At 58.4% G+C, this 16,863-nt stretch carries 18 protein-coding genes and 1 pseudogene; 11 read left to right on the top strand and 8 right to left on the bottom strand.

What is annotated here, in order from left to right; genetic code table 11:
- The first annotated feature begins 69 nt into the window (after positions 1 to 69).
- A complete protein-coding gene (locus JNM85_08335; GenBank protein MBL8088058.1) occupies positions 70 to 477 on the top strand; it encodes a prepilin-type N-terminal cleavage/methylation domain-containing protein in 408 nt (135 codons plus the stop codon).
- Between the two features lie 2 nt (positions 478 to 479).
- Here the strand turns inward: JNM85_08335 and JNM85_08330 are convergent, their stop codons facing one another.
- Positions 480 to 1,682: an ABC transporter permease gene (locus JNM85_08330; GenBank protein ID MBL8088057.1), complete on the bottom strand. Its 1,203-nt coding sequence runs from the start codon at positions 1,680 to 1,682 to the stop codon at positions 480 to 482.
- A 440-nt stretch (positions 1,683 to 2,122) separates the two neighbouring features.
- Here JNM85_08330 and JNM85_08325 point away from each other — a divergent pair, with 440 nt between their 5' ends.
- From JNM85_08325 to nuoD, 7 genes are all read left to right on the top strand, one after another.
- Positions 2,123 to 3,016, top strand: coding sequence for a prepilin-type N-terminal cleavage/methylation domain-containing protein (locus JNM85_08325; protein MBL8088056.1), 894 nt, complete (start codon positions 2,123 to 2,125; stop codon positions 3,014 to 3,016).
- A gap of 7 nt (positions 3,017 to 3,023) precedes the next feature.
- Entirely contained in the window at positions 3,024 to 3,203 is a 180-nt protein-coding gene (locus tag JNM85_08320; GenBank protein MBL8088055.1) for a hypothetical protein, read from the top strand.
- A 293-nt stretch (positions 3,204 to 3,496) separates the two neighbouring features.
- Entirely contained in the window at positions 3,497 to 4,414 is a 918-nt protein-coding gene (locus tag JNM85_08315) for a prepilin-type N-terminal cleavage/methylation domain-containing protein (GenBank protein MBL8088054.1), read from the top strand.
- Between the two features lie 377 nt (positions 4,415 to 4,791).
- Positions 4,792 to 5,703: a prepilin-type N-terminal cleavage/methylation domain-containing protein gene (locus JNM85_08310; protein ID MBL8088053.1), complete on the top strand. Its 912-nt coding sequence runs from the start codon at positions 4,792 to 4,794 to the stop codon at positions 5,701 to 5,703.
- A 3-nt stretch (positions 5,704 to 5,706) separates the two neighbouring features.
- A complete protein-coding gene (locus JNM85_08305; GenBank protein ID MBL8088052.1) occupies positions 5,707 to 5,916 on the top strand; it encodes a hypothetical protein in 210 nt (69 codons plus the stop codon).
- A 100-nt stretch (positions 5,917 to 6,016) separates the two neighbouring features.
- Complete coding sequence (locus JNM85_08300) at positions 6,017 to 6,985, top strand: PEP-CTERM sorting domain-containing protein (GenBank protein MBL8088051.1); 969 nt, start codon at positions 6,017 to 6,019, stop codon at positions 6,983 to 6,985.
- Positions 6,986 to 7,030: 45 nt separating this feature from the next.
- On the top strand, positions 7,031 to 8,248 hold the full coding sequence (gene nuoD, locus JNM85_08295; protein MBL8088050.1) for an NADH dehydrogenase (quinone) subunit D: 1,218 nt from the start codon (positions 7,031 to 7,033) through the stop codon (positions 8,246 to 8,248).
- A gap of 64 nt (positions 8,249 to 8,312) precedes the next feature.
- On the opposite strand, the gene JNM85_08290 is transcribed toward nuoD, so the two are convergent.
- From JNM85_08290 to JNM85_08270, 5 genes are all read right to left on the bottom strand, one after another.
- Positions 8,313 to 8,645 carry a hypothetical protein gene (locus JNM85_08290; protein ID MBL8088049.1) on the bottom strand — a complete coding sequence of 111 codons (333 nt, stop codon included), beginning with the start codon at positions 8,643 to 8,645 and terminating at the stop codon, positions 8,313 to 8,315.
- Between the two features lie 146 nt (positions 8,646 to 8,791).
- Positions 8,792 to 9,712, bottom strand: coding sequence for a site-specific DNA-methyltransferase (locus JNM85_08285; protein ID MBL8088048.1), 921 nt, complete (start codon positions 9,710 to 9,712; stop codon positions 8,792 to 8,794).
- Positions 9,690 to 10,250 (bottom strand): hypothetical protein, encoded by a 561-nt coding sequence (locus tag JNM85_08280; GenBank protein MBL8088047.1) that lies wholly within the window; start codon positions 10,248 to 10,250, stop codon positions 9,690 to 9,692. Before JNM85_08280 ends, JNM85_08285 begins: the two co-directional genes overlap by 23 nt.
- A gap of 10 nt (positions 10,251 to 10,260) precedes the next feature.
- Positions 10,261 to 10,671: a hypothetical protein gene (locus JNM85_08275; GenBank protein MBL8088046.1), complete on the bottom strand. Its 411-nt coding sequence runs from the start codon at positions 10,669 to 10,671 to the stop codon at positions 10,261 to 10,263.
- A gap of 188 nt (positions 10,672 to 10,859) precedes the next feature.
- The gene (locus JNM85_08270; protein ID MBL8088045.1) at positions 10,860 to 12,194 is read right to left on the bottom strand and encodes a hypothetical protein; all 1,335 of its coding nucleotides are present in this window, start codon (positions 12,192 to 12,194) and stop codon (positions 10,860 to 10,862) included.
- Between the two features lie 177 nt (positions 12,195 to 12,371).
- Here JNM85_08270 and JNM85_08265 point away from each other — a divergent pair, with 177 nt between their 5' ends.
- From JNM85_08265 to JNM85_08255, 3 genes and pseudogenes are all read left to right on the top strand, one after another.
- Positions 12,372 to 13,292: a prepilin-type N-terminal cleavage/methylation domain-containing protein gene (locus JNM85_08265; protein ID MBL8088044.1), complete on the top strand. Its 921-nt coding sequence runs from the start codon at positions 12,372 to 12,374 to the stop codon at positions 13,290 to 13,292.
- A gap of 168 nt (positions 13,293 to 13,460) precedes the next feature.
- A pseudogene (locus tag JNM85_08260) lies at positions 13,461 to 13,556 on the top strand (prepilin-type N-terminal cleavage/methylation domain-containing protein).
- 999 nt (positions 13,557 to 14,555) lie between these two features.
- The gene (locus tag JNM85_08255; GenBank protein MBL8088043.1) at positions 14,556 to 15,326 is read left to right on the top strand and encodes a PEP-CTERM sorting domain-containing protein; all 771 of its coding nucleotides are present in this window, start codon (positions 14,556 to 14,558) and stop codon (positions 15,324 to 15,326) included.
- Between the two features lie 55 nt (positions 15,327 to 15,381).
- Here the strand turns inward: JNM85_08255 and JNM85_08250 are convergent, their stop codons facing one another.
- On the bottom strand, positions 15,382 to 15,963 hold the full coding sequence (locus tag JNM85_08250) for a DUF1211 domain-containing protein (protein MBL8088042.1): 582 nt from the start codon (positions 15,961 to 15,963) through the stop codon (positions 15,382 to 15,384).
- 5 nt (positions 15,964 to 15,968) lie between these two features.
- Positions 15,969 to 16,823, bottom strand: a complete 855-nt coding sequence (locus JNM85_08245) for a neutral zinc metallopeptidase (GenBank protein ID MBL8088041.1) — start codon at positions 16,821 to 16,823, stop codon at positions 15,969 to 15,971.
- Between the last annotated feature and the right edge of the window lie 40 nt (positions 16,824 to 16,863).

Below are 16,863 nucleotides of genomic sequence, written 5' to 3'. Positions count from 1 at the left end.
AGATTGTCATGAAGTTTCAGAATTTTGTGAAACTTCTTTCCCGGCAAATGAACGAGCTAAGAGGGCCACGTGAGCCGGAATCTAACGAATGTCCTGGTTGCTCCCGAGAATCTTGATCAGGCCGGGTACAAAAGTTTGAAATCAAAGGCATTTACGCTTGTAGAAATGATGGTCGTGCTGCTCATCGTTGGGTTGCTTATGGCCATCGCCGTACCCCAATGGGCCAAGTCTCGCGATCGTTCCCGGCGAATGACGTGCCTCGCAAACTTGAAACAGATCGAGGATGCCAAGGACGTCACTGCCATGACGAACCAGCTGAAACCCGGCGACACGGTCACTGAGGAAGAGCTGGTCCCACAGTTCTTGAAGGGGACTGGGCTACCGGATTGCCCCTCGGGCGGCACCTACGATATCAAGCCAATTGGTGAGTCGGTCGAGTGCAGTATCCACGGCGTGGTCCACGGAAGCGCTGAGTAACGCTACTCTCGGCGCATGGCCTCAACCGGGTCCTGACGCGCCGCTTTGATCGCGGGGATGACCCCAAAGCACATCCCAAGCCCCAAGCAAACAACCAGGCACAATGAAATCGTGCCGCCGGTTACGAGCGGCTTGATCTGGGTGAATGCGGCCAAAGCCAGACATGTCGTGTAGCTGAGCGCCAGTCCGGCAAGCCCGCCAGCAAGCGAGATCAAAACCGCCTCTGCAAGGAAGTGAGCAAAGATCGCGGATCTCGTTGCACCGACCGTCTTTCGGATTCCGATCTCCCGCGCGCGCTCATTGACGGACATCAACATGACCGTCATGATGCCGATCCCGCCAACGATGAGGGCGATACTGGTCAGCCCTGTCACCAGCCAAGTCAGAATTCCGGTCAGCTTGAACACAATGCCGAGGAGGTCTTCTTGGGTGAGCACACTGTACTGCGCGAAGGTAAGCGTCCGCCCCAGGTTTGAGTCGATCCGTTTGATGAGTGCGCTAGGCTCGGCATCGGTCGCCGCCTGAATGAAGATCCGATCAATTTGAACCTTGGCATTGTGCTCTGTGAACTCGTGGTAAGGCGTGTACACGACGTTCTGGAGCGAAAACATCGAGAACATGCTCGAACCAGCCTTGGCGTCCTCCGTGACCCCAGCTACCCGGAACTTGCGCCCGTTGATATCGACGCTCTTACCGACCGGGTTCACTCCCGAGCCAAACAGGTCATCGCTGGCAACAGACCCAATCACCGCGACTCTCTCGCGCGACATGGGATCAGTCCAGATCGAACCAAACTTCAGCTTCTGCGGTCGAATCTTAAACCAATCGGCGGTCGTGGCGATGACCAGGGGATACGAAGGTTTGCCCCGGTACTCGATCCCGCCGCCCGCGAAGGAGAAAGGGGCGACTCTCACGACGCCTTCGAGACGGCGAAGTGAGTCCAGGTGCGATCCCCGGAGGTAGCTTTGCCCCCCAACGTTCGGGTTGACGGTCCCCAATTCGACCCGCCCGGGGAGGACGACGAGGGTGCTCACCCCCAGATCCTCGACTTGGCCGGTCAGATCGCGACGCACTCCGATACCGATCGAAATGAGCGTGACGATAGCAAAAGAGGCGACTGCGACCCCGAGCCCCGAGAGCAGTGCCCGGTGCCTTTGCTCGCGGATGCTGGTGATGGCATCTTTGAAGACAGTCCGAAGCCGCATGTCGGCAGTGTACGCCCATGCCTACCGACCGCATGCGCTTGAACGGTCCAAAGGTCCTGAAGTTCTATTCGTTCAAGCGATTAGGCCGAACTTTTTGACTGGTCGGAGGTATCTATACATTACTCTTTCGTGGAGAACCTTGAACGATTGTTGCACGATCGGAGCTGGGTTCGACGAATGAGTAACTGGATCATTCTTTTTCTTGCTTTTTGATTTGCTTCGAGACGTACAGCAGCATGGCGCACTGATCAAGGTGTGTCAGACCGGGGTTGTAGCGCGAAAACTGAATATCGAACATGGCCGACCTTGTTGTCCTTCCTACCGTTCGCGGTGGGACTCATCGCAATTATCTGTGGGTCGTCCTCGTTTCGCTCTATCGGTCTTGCGCCTGCAACCGGGTCCCGCCGCATCTCAGTGCTATTCAAACACTGAGGTATGTCATGAAAAACTCGAAGGCGTTTACGCTTATTGAACTACTCGTCGTGATCGCGATCATCGCGATTCTCGCCGCGATCCTCTTCCCAGTCTTCGCCCAAGCGAAGGAAGCCGCGAAGAAGACCCAAGCCATCAGCAACGCAAAGCAGATCGGCACTAGCTTCATCCTGTATGCGGGCGACACGGACGACAACTTGCCGCACGCGTACGCTCCAAAGGCTAACGGCAGTGGCTATTGGTGGGACTACGACTCGCCAATTCCGCAGGACTGGTTCAGCGACCCAGGCTACATCCCTTCGGAAGATGCTCAAATGTGGGCGAACTCGGTTCAGCCGTACATGAAGAACTACGGTATCGAAGAGGCTCCGGGTCTCCCGATTCTGCCGGTGAACCTGGGCAGCGCGGTCAAGAGGAAGGAACCAGCCAACGCTTCGTTCGCAATGAACGGACTGATGAACACCTACTCGCTGAGTGCAGTCGTTGCGCCTAGCCAAGCAACGATGATCTGGACCGGCTACGGTAAGGCACGACTGCAGGGCTTCGCAGGTTCGAACCCAGTCCTGAAGTGTGACAAACCTGGACCTTGTGTCTTCAATCCGAGCGGTGCTCCGGTATCCGGCCGAGCTGCCAACTCGGTCGAGTCGCAGGGCTGGATCTATCGATCGGTGTGGGCCTTCGGCCGAAGTGGCATCATGGTTGGAACCGATACTTCGGCGCGCGTGGTGCCTCTCGCTGGCCACGCAGGCGTCAGCTGCCCAAGCGGTTGTGGCAATGCCGAGAAGGATCCTTACTCGCAGTACAAAGCCGACGCGACGCCGATCGCTTCTTGGGTAAGCCGCTCAAGCACGGGCGCTCCCGCCTACCACCACTTCTTCCGACCGGATCGGGCGGGGAACTGAGGTGCATATGAAGAAGCTACTTCTGATGCTGACCATCGCGGCGATTGGGCTCGTAGCCGCTGGTTGCGGTTCGAAGGACGAGGCCGCTGAAGCCGCAACGAAGAACACCGCTCCGGAGGGTAGCGCCGCCGCAAGCGCGCAGCCAGCGGGGGATGCGGTTCGCGAGAACAAAGTCGGCAGAAACTAAGGCCACTCTGTAAGCAAGATACGGGCTCGGCACCTTTGGTGCCGGGCCCGTTCTTGTGTATTAGACTTCTGACGAGATGTGCAAAGGATCCTAGAAATGCAAAGGGCAAAGATCGTTCAAATCGCTAGGGAACACAGTGCAAAGGTTGAGACGTTCCTTGTCGTGTACCGTGGCCACCTCAGCGCGGTGCAGAATGATCCGGTCAGTGAAGATGCGCCGCTAGAGCGCAAAGAATCGACGAAACGCGTTGCTCGCATGGGTTGCGGCAATAGTTAGGCCGTAAGGAGTCGTACTTGAAACTACTACGCGCCTTCACCCTGATCGAACTTCTCGTGGTCACCGCAATCATTGCGATCCTTGCTGCATTACTGTTCCCTGTATTTGCTCAGGCGAAAGAAGCCGCTAAGGATACGCAAGCACTCAACAATGTAAAGCAGATGGGTTTGGCGGTGACCTTGTATTCGACCGACTCCGATGACGCGTTGCCACTCGCGGTACGGGTTACCGATGATCGCTTCGAGACTTGGCAGGGTCTGACCCAACCCTATGCAAAGAACTGGGACTTCTACAAACACCCCAAAGTCCGCAGTTTCCCGGAGAACACGCCCACGTCCGGATGGTTCTACCAGGCGCGATCGCACTGGGGGATGCCGTTACGCGCAGCGGCCGTCGGTCCAACCGTCCAAGCGCAGGGATACTACCGTTTTAGATCATCCGTTCTAACCGCCAACGAGTGGCGGAAGTTCGACGGAATCGGTGGCGTCGGGATCAGTCCGGGCTCGGGATGGATGGCCTATCGCTTTGCTCCTTCGCTCAGCACGACCGCCATCGCGCGTCCCTCAGAGACGATCCTAGTGGCCGAGGCTGGCGTGTGGGACTTCGGGTGGGGTACCGAAGACATCGACACTCCCCTGAACCGCTATTGGACGGCGGGGATCTGGCTCACCGCCAATCGCAACGTCTTCACCGGAACGGTATACAAGGGTCCCCACGCGCGGAAGCGGGTTCACACTTGCGATGGCGGCGACGACCCCAAGACCGCGGCTGGTGCGCCGAACTGCGCAGGCGGCTTGATCTATCCGGACGGTATGACGACGGCGGTTGCAGTCGATACGTCCGCGGTTTCGCGGCCCTGGAGGCAGATGATCCCTCAGCGGCTGGACTTGGGTGGTGGCGAAGTAGGGCTTAGCTGGCTGTGGCCCAACCAGTAAGTTCTAGTCAGAAAGAGCGATCGATCGTGGAAGATCTATTCACAACTTGATCCCTAGGATGTTACGCTGCTCACCATTCTGTCCTAGACCGCTAAGTTCTCACAGAGATGCAAGTGGTAAAGCGACTACGTCGCACAATGTGTGCGTAATATGTTCCACAGCCCGTGAAGGGCGATACAAAGATTGTCAGTGAACAATCGACTTGAACTCATGGAATGACGTGAGCTCTGACGTTTCGGAATGGGAAACCAAATAGTGGTCTAGAACACGTGGCTCAGTGAAGAGACCCACTGCATTCATACACTTGTCTCATAAGCTGTTATCATCGCGCAGTGGTTGCTCCTTGTTTGATCGGTTCTAGTCCTATAGGAGAAATCATGTTACGAAATAGACGAGCATTCACGCTCATCGAACTTTTGGTCGTCATTGCGATCATCGCAATTCTCGCTGCGATCTTGTTCCCCGTTTTTGCCCAAGCGAAGGCGGCCGCCAAGAAGACCGCGGCAATCGCGCAATCGAAGCAACTCGGCACGGGAATTCAGCTGTACCTCGCTGACAGCGAGGACAACTACCCGCTGGCTCTGGTGCCCGACGCATTTACCGGCGGAGAGCGGTATTACCAATCGTCGGCTGGCGGTCCCTATCCTGCGCTGTACCCCGCCGAAGACATCCCAGCGCTCGACTTCGATGTCCGAGAGGACGGTGCGTTCTGGATCAATTCGACCCAGCCCTACATCAAGAACCTGCAATTGGCCGAGGTCCAGGGCATGTTTGAGGTGAACGCCTGGGTGGCCACGGTCTACAACACCCGCAAGAAGGCCAATGCAAAGTCCAACTTGCAAATGAACGGATTCCTGCACGCCTACAATGCGAGCGCAGTCGCATCTCCCTCTGTGTTGCCGATGCTTTGGCAGGCATTCGGAACCCAACAGTTGCTGGGTGGCTCGGTCTCGAACCCGTTCCTAAACTGCGACGGCGTTGGACCTTGCCGGTACAACCCGAGTGGACCGGTCCAGCCCGGTCAGCGCAACGCGTTTAACAGTGACATTTACAGCCCCCTCACTGGGCGGGGGACGCACTACGTCTTCGGCAGGAGCTTAATCTTCATTGCAGCCGATACCTCGGCTCGAACAAAGCCAGTAGGCGGGGCAGCCGGAGTCACCGCGCCTCAGAACTCATTTAAGTTCGATCCGTTCCGCTTGTACAGTGCTGCGGGCATCGGTACCCGGCCGTACTACTGCGGTGCCCTGAGCTATGAGTGCACATTCCAGCCTGATCGGGAGTTCTAAATCATGAAACGACTACTCGCTCTCCTGTTCATTTCCGCATGCGTTTGGGGGTGCTCGAACTCCGACACGTCCGCGGTGGACGACCCATCGGCTGCGACGCCGCAAAAGGATCAAGCATCCGCCGGTGGGCCTAACGACGCCACCGACAAACAGCAAGGTCTGACCAGCGGCAACGCCGTCGACCCGATGGCCAACCCGAAGCGTCCCCGCTAAACGGCGACGACTGTGGCCCTCGACCAAAATTTCATGGGTCGGGGGCCAATATTTGGCTTATACTACTCCTAATCGGTCGTTGGATCGTTTTGGAGAGGAAATGAAAAACTGGCTTGTTACTGTTGCGGTAGTCCTGCTTGCGCCTGTAACTGCGCACGCCTCGTTTGATTTGATGCTTGTATCATCGGCGAACGCGGAACCTAGCAGTTTTAGCAACCGCATACACCGGTTGGACCCAGTCACCGGTGCGTACTTGGGGAGCTTCCTGGTGCCTACAAAGCCGGCTGGAATGGCTGCCAGCCGTCAGCGCGGCGAGCTCTATGTGTTGGGCATCAACGGTGATCTCCGTGTCTACAACTACAGCACGGGCGAACGCAAGGCTATCTATAACCTCGGGATCGGTGGGGTTCTTGACTTGGCAATCTCGAACGACGAATCCAAGCTCTACGTGGTCAATGGTAGTAGTCAAGTATGGACTACGAGTGCCCTCACCCCGAACTCACTTTCAAGCGTGGGTTCCCGAGCTGGGGCAAACTATCGTACGGTTTCGATCTCTCCAAGCGGAAGTTTGTTTGCGACCGACTCCCTGGGTTCTCGGCTCGATCGCTTCTTACCCTCAGGCGGATCGTTTGCGTTCTCTAGTTTCGGAACCATTGCGAGTGGGTCCGCAACCATGAGTCAGGTCGCCATTTCCGGACCAAGCCCAACAGGCTTCGCGGTTCTCGGACCTGGACCCTCTGCGGCGAGTGGTCAGTTCATGAACTTGTCAAGCGATAACCCTTCCGGATTTACGAGCTTCGCGTTCACGACATTTGGCTTTTCGGACTACCGGTCGGCCGTTAGGGCCCATGACGGTGCCTACTTTATCGGCACCGACTCTAGCGGAGCCAACACCGTCCGCGTCGGCTCTCTAGACGGGCTCGCCTATTACGGCTCTAGCTACGCCTTCTCGGGCGTCAGCGGTGGAGCTGGTAAGGTCGCCATCGTCTTGGCTCCCGAACCTGCCAGTCTGTTACCGGTGGCGCTGGGTGCATTGCTGATCCTTCGGCGTAGAAAGCGCTCCCGCTAGGCTTCTGGTGTTTGCCGGAGTTCGGTAAACTCCGGCGAACCCGCTATGGAAGTCAACACCTTCATGCCCACAACTGAGACGGTCTTTGAACGGACCGGCGAGAACACGATGATCGTGAACATGGGGCCTCAGCACCCGTCCACCCACGGCGTTCTTCGCGTCATCTGCGAGCTTGAAGGTGAGACCATCGTCCAGTGTCGGTGCGTCATCGGCTACCTCCACACGGGTATGGAGAAGGAAGCCGAGTACCAGCAGTACCACAAGTGCACGGTCATGACTGACCGCATGGACTACCTCAACGCTAACGGTAACAACTTGGCGCATGCCCTAGCGGTCGAGAAATTGCTGGGCTGCGAGATCCCCAAGCGCGGACAGTATCTGCGTGTCATCCTCGCCGAGCTGAGCCGCATCGCCAGCCACTGCGTGTGGCTCGGCACGCACGCCCTCGACCTGGGGGCGATGACGCCGTTCTTCTATATCATGCAGCAGCGCGAGATGGTGCTCGACATGTTCGAGCTCTTTAGCGGCGTGCGAATGATGCCCAGCTGGATCGTCCCTGGTGGACTCCGCGGCGACATGCCCGAAGGGTTCGAGAAGAAACTCAACGCATTCCTCATAGAATTCCCCAAAGAACTCGCGGTGGTCGAGACCATGCTCGTCGAGAATCCGATCTGGATGGAGCGCACGCAGGGGGTAGGGATCCTTTCCGCGCAGCAATCGCTAGAGCTGGGTTGTAGCGGCCCGATCGCGCGCGCCAGCGGCGTGAACTGGGATCTGCGTAAGAGCAACCCATACTGCAGCTACGAAGATTTCGAGTTCCAAGTACCCACCGGTCAGACGGGCGACGTGTACGACCGGTTCCTTGTTCGCATTGCCGAGATGAAGGAGAGCTGCCGTATCTTGCGCCAGGCGATGGATCGGCTGCCAGAAGGGCCGTACAACACGCTCGACCGCAAGATCGCGCCGCCGCCCCGGCATGAGCTGGACAACTCGATGGAGTCGCTCATCCACCACTTCAAACTGTACACCGAGGGCTACCACGTGCCGCCGGGAGAGGCCTACGTAGGCATTGAGGGGTCCAAGGGCGAACTCGGTTTCTACATCGTCAGCGACGGCTCGAACCGACCCTACCGCTGGCACGAGCGGCCGTCGTCGTTCATGAACTTGAAGTCGCTCGAGGTCCTCGCGGTCGGACGGTTGTTGGCGGACGTCATCGCCATCATCGGTTCGATCGACATCGTCCTTGGCGAAATCGACCGGTGATCGGCGCAGGCACTGGTTAGACAGAGGGGCGGAGCGGATGCCTCGCTGAGTTCGAACTCTGCTGTCACTCAGCGGGCGGAGGATCGTCGAACGTCATCGCAGACTGCGCGGCCTTGGCAGCGACCTTCTTCGCCCGCCCGCCGGTGTCAAGGCCCCAAGTGGGCAGTTCCATCAGTTTGCCGTCAAGCAGATCTTGCGCGGTGATCACTTGGAGCACCGGGAAGCTGCGGTCGGGGTGGAGGGTGCTGTTCCACCTTCCGGCGTCGGCGACCTCCTTCTTCATGGCACTCGTCGGGGCTTCGAGCGAAATCAAGATGCCAGAGACTGCCTGCTCCCTTTGCATGTCGCCTTTCAGCGTAGCCAGCATCTCCCGTCCGACGTTCTTGCCGCCCTTCACGCTGACCAGTGCTCGCTTGTATTCGCCCGGGCCACGAAGTTGATGATGCCATAGATACCGCGGTCCGCACCTTTCTTGTACTCCTATCTTCTCACAGAGCACAAGCGGATGGACCGTTTCTGGACTCGTGAATAAAGCAAAGAAAGTTAGAGCAGGGCTCCTTGCATAACCTGACCGTTTTCGCTAAGGATTTCAACAGGCTTGAAGCGCAACTCTGAGTCTCTCGCGTATTCCTCGCTTAGTTCCAGACCAAGCCACCTGCGATGAAGCGCTTCGGCCACTGCTCCGGTAGTATTGCTTCCTGCGAAGGGGTCGAGGACAAGATCACCGGCTTCCGTTAGAAACTCAATGAAGAATCTTGGCAGCTCCGCCGGATAACGAGCCGGGTGAATTTTCTTCTTCGTAGCCTTAGAGTTCTTGATGTAGCGAGAGTTGCTCTCATTGTTTCCGCACTGTATAAGATTTCCCGGGATGGATCCGCCGTGGTTGGAAGTAAACGTATCCTTGATCGCGTGCCCGGACGGGCGTACCGTCGCCTTGAGTCCCTTCTCCATCAACCGCTTCATGTCGCGGCTATATTCCTGGAGCACCTTAGCATTGTTTGCCTTCGGCCGCTCGGTCTTTGACAGCCAGAAGATGTATTCCACTGAGTCTTTGCATCGGATGCGTTGAACGTTCACCCACTCGGCAGGCGCGGGCATCTTCGCGGGGTTATACCAAAAGAACTCCTGCGCCAAATGAAATCCTATCTCGTCACATAGCGCCAACAAGAGTCGGAACTGATATAGCGACCTGACCGGATGTCCCGGAGTCCATGCGCCTCCAATGTTAAGAACGAAACTTCCCGAGGGCTTGAGGATGCGTTGGATTTCGAAGGCAAACGGCAACATCCACTGGACATATCTCGCTTGGTCTGCGTTGCCATATTCCTTCTTGAAGTGAAGCGCGTAGGGTGGCGAGGTCATAACCAGATCGACGCTATTGTCGGGCATGGAGCGCATGTACTCCAAGCTGTCAATACAGTGAAGCTCGCCCCATGCGGTGCTATAGATTAGTGAGGTTTTCATAGGCGTCAATTGCGTCTTGCAGTTTTCGGAACCACCTGACAATGTGGCCCTCTTCGAAGATCAGCTTGTGCATCACCTGTAGCTTCGTCACGTGGTCCTTGTGCCGCGGTAGCTCCGAGATTAGAGCGTAGGCGAATTCACTCCAATCTCCTGTAGTCCTTCCCATACATACGGCGACCAAGTCAAAGTGGGTTCGGTCGTAATATCTACTTGACGCGTCGCCTTTAGCCGCCCTTGTCTTCTGAAGCTCGACCTCGAGGACTTTTACGTTCCCAGCCCGCTCCTTCCGAATCGTCTTGACCTCGACTCTGATCGGCTGGCCAGCCAGCGTGACTAAAGTGAAGTCGTGCATGCCATCAACATCGTGCGCCTCGTAGGAGGCCAACCAGCCCTCTTTGCTCGCGATCTTTAGTTTCCGTTCGAAGTGGACTTCAGCAACTGCTCCCTCTAGCGCGACCTTCAAGCGGAATCGCCGATCAATGGCGTCCAGCAGCTCAGCTGCGGTTAAGCCGTACGTGATCTCAAGCGGGTGTGGCACTGATATCAGTTTACCGGTAGCCCAAAAAAGCATGCCGGAATAGCTGGGCAGAGTCTCGACGAGGCAGGGCCATCATGCACAGATAGGCCATCATGCTGTTGCCCTTCTTGCCGGTGTCGCCGGCGAGGAAGACCTTGAGGGACTGCATGAGGTTGCGCAGGTTGGTCGGCACTTGATTGCTGGTCATCAACTCGTGATAGGCCCCAGCGGCGGCTTCGTCCCATTCCCACGTGTCTTTGAAGGCTCCGGCCTGGGCGGCGCTGTCTTGGCCCGTGCTGGTCTTGAAGAGGACGTTGTAGTCGGCTTTGGAGTTGAACGGCGGATCGAGATAGACGAGGTCTATCGACTCGTCGGGTACTTGCTCGCGCAGCACGTCCAAGTTATCGCCGTAGAAGAGCTTGTTCACAAACCCGATCGACATTTTTCCTAGCATAGACGATGAAGCACCGCAAGTGGCACGTGCCATCGCGCCATAAGCTCATATCGTGCAGGCGAAGCCCCCGGCTGCTCGCTTGCCTCGGGGTGCGAATCGCCTACCACGAGCGGTAACCCGCTCGGCAGCGGAATGGTGTCGGGAGTCGGCATCATCTTGGAACTGTTGGGGAGGAGTCAGCGGTGCCGGACCCGGATCGGCGGCCGAAGCCTGTTTCCGAAGACGCTCCAAAGCACTACGCCCACGCTCAACCAAAGCATCCAATCGCCTAGGGCTTTGTACACGGTGAATCGCGGGTGAGTGGCGACCCGACCGCGCACCACCGCAGGACTCTCAGCACCGGCGATCGCTTGCACCGCGCCCATCCGGGTCACGATGGAACTGGCATGGTTGGCCTCTGCTCGCAAAATACTTACCCCCAGTTCTGCCGCCCGAAATCGACCGTACGCTTCGTGGATCCCAGCAATCCAACCGTTCGGCGTAATCGGGTCGAGCGAGGGGAGCACGATGACGGCTGCGCCCGCCCGGGCGGTGTCCCGCATGATCCATGGGTAGCAACTGTCGAAGCAGATGTTCAGCCCGATCTGCGTCTCGCGCCAGGGTGCGACGACTACCCGATTGCCCGCAGCGTGAACGTTCACCTCACCTGCGAACGGTTTGCGCTTCTCGTAATGCGCGAGCTCCCGACCTTGGCTGAAGAACGCCGCGACGTTGTGGGGCAGTGGCTCCGCTTGGTCGGGAAACGTTGTCACGAAAGCCGCGAGATTGACGCTCAGCAAGCGGGGTACATCACGCCCGTCCTCTGCGACCCAGTCGGTCGCGCTCAGCTCCGGCCAGACCACGAGGTCGCTCTCCGCAGAAGCCTTGCGGTGGAGAGACGCCAGTTCGGTCGAGTCGAGGGAGTTGGTTTGCAAGACCGCGACGGGCAACGAGCCTGAATCCGGCAACGGCGGAAGGAAGAGGAGAGGCGCCGCGCCGAGCCAGAGCGGCCATCGCCGAACCTCTTGCGCCAGGGCCAGGTTGCCCCACCAAACGAGCGCGCTCACCAGCCATATTCCGCCGAACGAGGCGAGGAGTAGCATCACCCCGCTCCGGTACTGGGTCAGCCCTAGGTGCATCGGCAGAGCGGCAGCCGTTGCCCATTCGACCAGAATCAGGCAACCGATGATCCCGAGCGGTTGCCTCCCTTCGGTGGACCGAGCAAGCGCCGAGAAGAGGCCGATCAGCGCGCCAAACGCAGTCAGGCCCAGGACGGTCCAGCCCGGGGTGGCGTCATTCGCAGTGGGCAGGAGGGGGAAGGAAGCGACTTGCGCCGCGAGCAAGCCCGTCAGCGGGCCGATCGCGAGCAGTAGAACGTTAGAAACGGCCGTCGGCAGCCGGATCAGTGGCACGGCAATCAGGAAACCCGCGGCGGCCACACCGATCGGTGGCAAGGCGAGCAGCATGAGCCCCGCGCTCAGCACCATCGCGAACGCGACCTTGCAGGTCAGCGTGATCGAGGAGGTGTTCATTAAAGCGTGGAGTGAGTCTCCGAGCGACAAAGTTCAACCATTTCTGTCCACCAGTAGCGCAAACCTTGCACTCTCGGGCGCAATTCCCGTTCCATCTCATGCAGGAACTTCGCATAGTCCTGCGTGCGTCTTGTACTCGGTGCTGCGAACCGTTGGGTCGCGCCCGCGTAGGTCCTCATGCGTCTTCGAACCGCGTTCACGCTCATCGAACTGCTCGTCGTCATCGCGATCATCGCGGTGCTCGCGGCGATCTTGTTCCCCGTTTTTGCCCGGGCCAAAGAGTCCGCACGCCGGTCGGCGGACCTCAGTAATCAGAGGCAACTCGCTTTGGCGGTCCACCTCTACCTCACCGACTCCGACGATGTGTATCCACTGGCCACGCCTCCAGGGTATTACGGCAGTTCGCTCATCCCGACCCCGAACGACGCGTTCTCCGAGTACAGCGCTCACAGCTCGGACTATGGCGCGGCTTGGGGCAACAGCATTTTGCCGTACGTCAAGAACTTCGAAATCCTCCGCGGGCAAAGCGCACAAGTCCTGAGCGACCGCGACGTGGCGATCGGTGGCAACTGGGTGAACTACGGCGCGGCATCCAAGCCGTACGCCATCACCAACTACCGCTACAACGGTCTCCTGAGTGCGTACTCGGCGACAGCGGTCAACCAGCCCAGCAAGCTGCGCATGTTCACGAGCACGAGCGGCACCATCAGTATCCGGGGTTTCACTGCTGCCGACCCATATCTGGACTGCATGAACGGCACCTCGCCGTGCATCTACCGTCCGGTCTCCGAGTGCAAGACGTTCTATGAGTTCAATGGCTGCAGCAGCAACATCTCGTTCTGGGGGTACAGCCGCGTGAAGCCGAGCATGTGGGTCTTCAACAAAGGAATGAACGCAGCGATGGTCGATGGTAGCGCGCGGTTCTTCCCGATGGGTCAGAACCTCGGCGGCGACACAGACTACCGAACCGACTTCCGGTCGAAGTATGACAAGAACGGTTACGCAGAGTACGTGTGGAAGGACGAGAACGGTCGCCACCCGATCCTTTTCCGCCCCGATTTCGACTTCGAGAACTTCGGTAGCCCCGTGCGGTTCTGATCTTGGTGGTGTACTGATGAACGATTTCCGGAGCAACTTTCGTTCTTTAAGCAGAGTCTCTTGGGTTCGGAATATGGGCCGGGTGATGCAAGTTAGACGCAAGCGGAGCGAGTCAGCTGAGCCACCATACGTCCGATCGTCTGATATCGCGCTGTCGGGTGCAAGCTAATGAGAAAGGGATTCACGCTCATCGAACTGCTCGTCGTGATCGCGATCATCGCGATCCTGGCGGCGATCCTCTACCCCATCTTCGCGGCAGCAAAGGCGACCGCCACAACGACGCAAGCGATCAGCAACACCAAGCAGACAGGGCTCGGAATTCTGCTCTACACCAATGACGCGAATGACTGCTATCCCATCAGCCATCGCCGATCTGGCAGTACGATCCTGGCCGCTGAAACCCCCGCGGGGTGGTTCAAGGCCGAAACCGAAGTGCGTGACGCAGTGGTCTGGGCGAACTCCTGCTTCCCGTACACCAAGAGCTACGAGATCATGATCGCCCCAGGCCTAAATCGGATCAACCTGGGTCGGCTCCCTGGGTTCTCCGGATTTTATGGCGATGTCAATCAGACTTACCGCGGCATCAAGCCGCGCGATACTTCGCTCAGCTTCAATGGCCTGCTGCACACGCTTTCCACGAGCGAGGTGAACTCACCCTCGAAGCTTACGCTCGTGTGGTGGGGCAACATGAAAGAGCAGTTGGGCGGCTATGCGTTCACGAACCCAATCCTCAGTTGTGCTGCGGATGCAGCGGGCTACCTGGTGAACTGCCGATTCAATAGTTCTGGTCGGCCGAGCACCGTCACGAGCCAGAACGACTACAGCTTCCCACCCTACGTCGCATCGAACGATACGGCGTGGGTCTTCAATCGTGGAATCGTGTTCGTCGCTTGCGATAGCTCGGCGCGTTTGGTGCAACAGAATCCTGGGGGACGCGCGGGGTCAGGCTACGCCAGCTACAAGGATCCGACGGCGACGTACGGCAAGGACGGCCAGCAAATCTCGTACCACCGATGCACTGCAACCGGAACCAGCCTCGGCGCATATCTGAGCTTCTTTCGACCGGATACCGACTTCACGTACCGCTTCGGGACGAGCACAACCACCCCGTGCACGCAGTGATTCGGCGAAGAAGCTGGCCGAAATTTGACCGCAGCTAAGCCATTTTGTGACCAATTGTACAAATTTCTTGTGACAAAACAAGATTTTTGCTAGATACTGTAGCAGTGGGCGTCAACTCGGCGCCTTGGAGAGGACTGACAAATGAAAAAGACAATTGTGCTTGCCTGTGCATTGGTCTCGGCTTGCGCCGCGAACGCGACCCTATTAACAAACCCCGACGATCCCCGAACCTGGCAAGGTGCCAGTGTCGGAACGTTCGCCGAGCTCTATTTCGGTAGCAACACCCTCGCCAACCGGCAGCAGGTGATCACCCAAGGGCTGCTCGATGACGGCTTGTTTAACGCCTCCGGCTTCACCGCGGCGAGCCTGCTCCGGGGAGGGGGCACAGCGGGTAGATCGCTGGATAACACCGGTACCGGATCGTACGACTACGTGATCGAGGGGACAGTCCCCGTTGCGGCGAACTCGATTGACGACAAGTGGTTCCAGTCCGACGGTCAGGTCGGGCAAACGGTCTTCGACCTCGGAGGACTTTCGAGCTTCTGCGCAGTCTTCCCGGTCATCGACCACGGGCCACTCCCGCAGGAGTCGATCGAATCAACGGTGTACCTGTCGAACGACCACAACGACCCAGCCAGTTGGGTGCAGGCCAAGGTCGTGCGCGTTTGGCTCGAAGGGTTCCACCCGATCCTGGGCGTCCATTGGGATGGTTTCACCTATGTCGTGACCACGCCGAACCAGACGCCGTTCCGCTACGCGAGCATCATCCACGGTGGACCGGGAGCGCTCATCAGCGATGGGGACGACGAGATCAATGGCCTGATGGGGCTGCGGACGGTGCCCGAGCCGAGCACCCTGTTCGCCTTCGGCGGCCTCGTGGCGTTCCTCGCGACTCGACGAAAGAAAGCCTGACAACGGGCCGCACGCAATCCGACGGTCCCGATGCTGAAGCGTCGGGACCATCACCCTACTCCGCGCCGGGCAGTATGCGCTCCATGCGCCGATCGGGCACGAACCACATGGCGGCCACAACGAGGTAGATCGCCAGAGAAGTCGCGGACGAAAACGGGCTCAGCACGATCGCGATGGCGTAACTGATGAGTGACAGCTTTCCCTTCACGTCTTTCCCGAGAGTGCGAGCGAATGCGGAATCTCGGCCCTCTTGTTTAATGATGTTTTCCTGCAAAACTTTGTACGCAACCACCGAAAGCAGCAGCACGGCTCCGTAGACTCCGACGGTCAGCGGCGTGAAGTGGTGCTCGCCCATCCATGCCGTCATCACGGGGACAAGCGACAACCAGAACAGCAGATGGGTGTTCGCCCACAGGACTCCGCCGCTCACGCGGTTGGTCGCGTGGATCATGTGGTGGTGGTTGTTCCAGTAGATCGCGAGGAACACGAAGCTCATGATGTAGCTGAGGAAAACCGGCCAGAGCTTCATTAGATCGCTCATTTCGCCGCCCGCCGGAGCTTTGATCTCCAGCACCATGATCGTGATGATGATCGCGAAGACGCCGTCGCTGAACGCCTCAAGTCTGTTCTTTTGCATCGACGTTAGAGCTTCCTTGCGTTGAAGGTGTCCCCGTCTGCGATCTTGCCGGACTCGTACCCGCGCATGAACCATCGAACGCGCTGCTCGCCACTTCCATGAGTGAACGACTCCGGCTGGACGTACCCCTGAGACTGGCGCTGGATGTTGTCATCGCCAATCGCACTCGCGGCCTCAAGCGCCTCACGGATGTCTTGCTCATCGAGTCCAACACGATCCTGGGCGTGGTGCGCCCAAACCCCTGCGAGAAAGTCCGCCTGAAGCTCCAGTCGTACCGAAAGCTGGTTGTATTGCTCCTCGCTGATGCTGCCGCGTCGCGCATGGACTTTGTCGAGGACGCCCAGCTGACGTTGGACGTGGTGCCCGACCTCGTGGGCGATCACGTAGGCTTGGGCAAAGTCTCCCGCCGAACGAAATCGCTCCCGTAGCGTTTGATAAAAGCTTAGGTCGATGTAGACGTTTTGATCCTCGCCGCAGTAGAACGGCCCCATGCCGGCCTCCGCCGCGCCACACGCCGAATCCACCTGACCCGTGAACATCACCAGTTTAGGTTCTCGATACTGCTTGCCGAGTTGTGCGGGAAACTCTCGCTGCCAGACCTCTTCGGTGGACTTGAGTGTCTTCGAAACGAGCTTACGCAATTCCTCTTCTTCAGGGCTGGCTTGGTACGGCGTCGAGGTGTCCTGCGAGCCCTGGTTGACGCCGTCCTGGCTCAGCAACGCGCTGGGATCGCCCCCCATCGCCATGACGATCAGCGCGATGACCAACACCCCGATGCCGCCACCGGCGGCAACCTTGCCGCGGCTCATCCCGCGGCGATCTTCTACATTTTCGCTTTCCTGCAAATCGTCAAGTCGCATGGCTCACCTTACCTGAGCACATTTTGACGCATTCGGCGCA

The sequence above is a fragment of the Chthonomonas sp. genome, from assembly GCA_016788115.1.
GTDB lineage: Bacteria > Armatimonadota > Fimbriimonadia > Fimbriimonadales > Fimbriimonadaceae > UBA2391.
This window is presented reverse-complemented; position numbering and strand designations above follow the sequence as displayed.

What these genes read in the sequence shown, in the direction of transcription:
- JNM85_08330 (MBL8088057.1), bottom strand. Translation starts at nt 1,682, where the DNA reads ATGCGGCTTCGGACTGTCTTCAAAGATGCCATCACCAGCATCCGCGAG.
- JNM85_08325 (MBL8088056.1), top strand. Translation starts at nt 2,123, where the DNA reads ATGAAAAACTCGAAGGCGTTTACGCTTATTGAACTACTCGTCGTGATC.
- JNM85_08320 (MBL8088055.1), top strand. Translation starts at nt 3,024, where the DNA reads ATGAAGAAGCTACTTCTGATGCTGACCATCGCGGCGATTGGGCTCGTA.
- JNM85_08310 (MBL8088053.1), top strand. Translation starts at nt 4,792, where the DNA reads ATGTTACGAAATAGACGAGCATTCACGCTCATCGAACTTTTGGTCGTC.
- JNM85_08305 (MBL8088052.1), top strand. Translation starts at nt 5,707, where the DNA reads ATGAAACGACTACTCGCTCTCCTGTTCATTTCCGCATGCGTTTGGGGG.
- JNM85_08300 (MBL8088051.1), top strand. Translation starts at nt 6,017, where the DNA reads ATGAAAAACTGGCTTGTTACTGTTGCGGTAGTCCTGCTTGCGCCTGTA.
- nuoD (MBL8088050.1), top strand. Translation starts at nt 7,031, where the DNA reads ATGGAAGTCAACACCTTCATGCCCACAACTGAGACGGTCTTTGAACGG.
- JNM85_08285 (MBL8088048.1), bottom strand. Translation starts at nt 9,712, where the DNA reads ATGAAAACCTCACTAATCTATAGCACCGCATGGGGCGAGCTTCACTGT.
- JNM85_08275 (MBL8088046.1), bottom strand. Translation starts at nt 10,671, where the DNA reads ATGTCGATCGGGTTTGTGAACAAGCTCTTCTACGGCGATAACTTGGAC.
- JNM85_08270 (MBL8088045.1), bottom strand. Translation starts at nt 12,194, where the DNA reads ATGAACACCTCCTCGATCACGCTGACCTGCAAGGTCGCGTTCGCGATG.
- JNM85_08265 (MBL8088044.1), top strand. Translation starts at nt 12,372, where the DNA reads ATGCGTCTTCGAACCGCGTTCACGCTCATCGAACTGCTCGTCGTCATC.
- JNM85_08255 (MBL8088043.1), top strand. Translation starts at nt 14,556, where the DNA reads ATGAAAAAGACAATTGTGCTTGCCTGTGCATTGGTCTCGGCTTGCGCC.
- JNM85_08250 (MBL8088042.1), bottom strand. Translation starts at nt 15,963, where the DNA reads ATGCAAAAGAACAGACTTGAGGCGTTCAGCGACGGCGTCTTCGCGATC.
- JNM85_08245 (MBL8088041.1), bottom strand. Translation starts at nt 16,823, where the DNA reads ATGCGACTTGACGATTTGCAGGAAAGCGAAAATGTAGAAGATCGCCGC.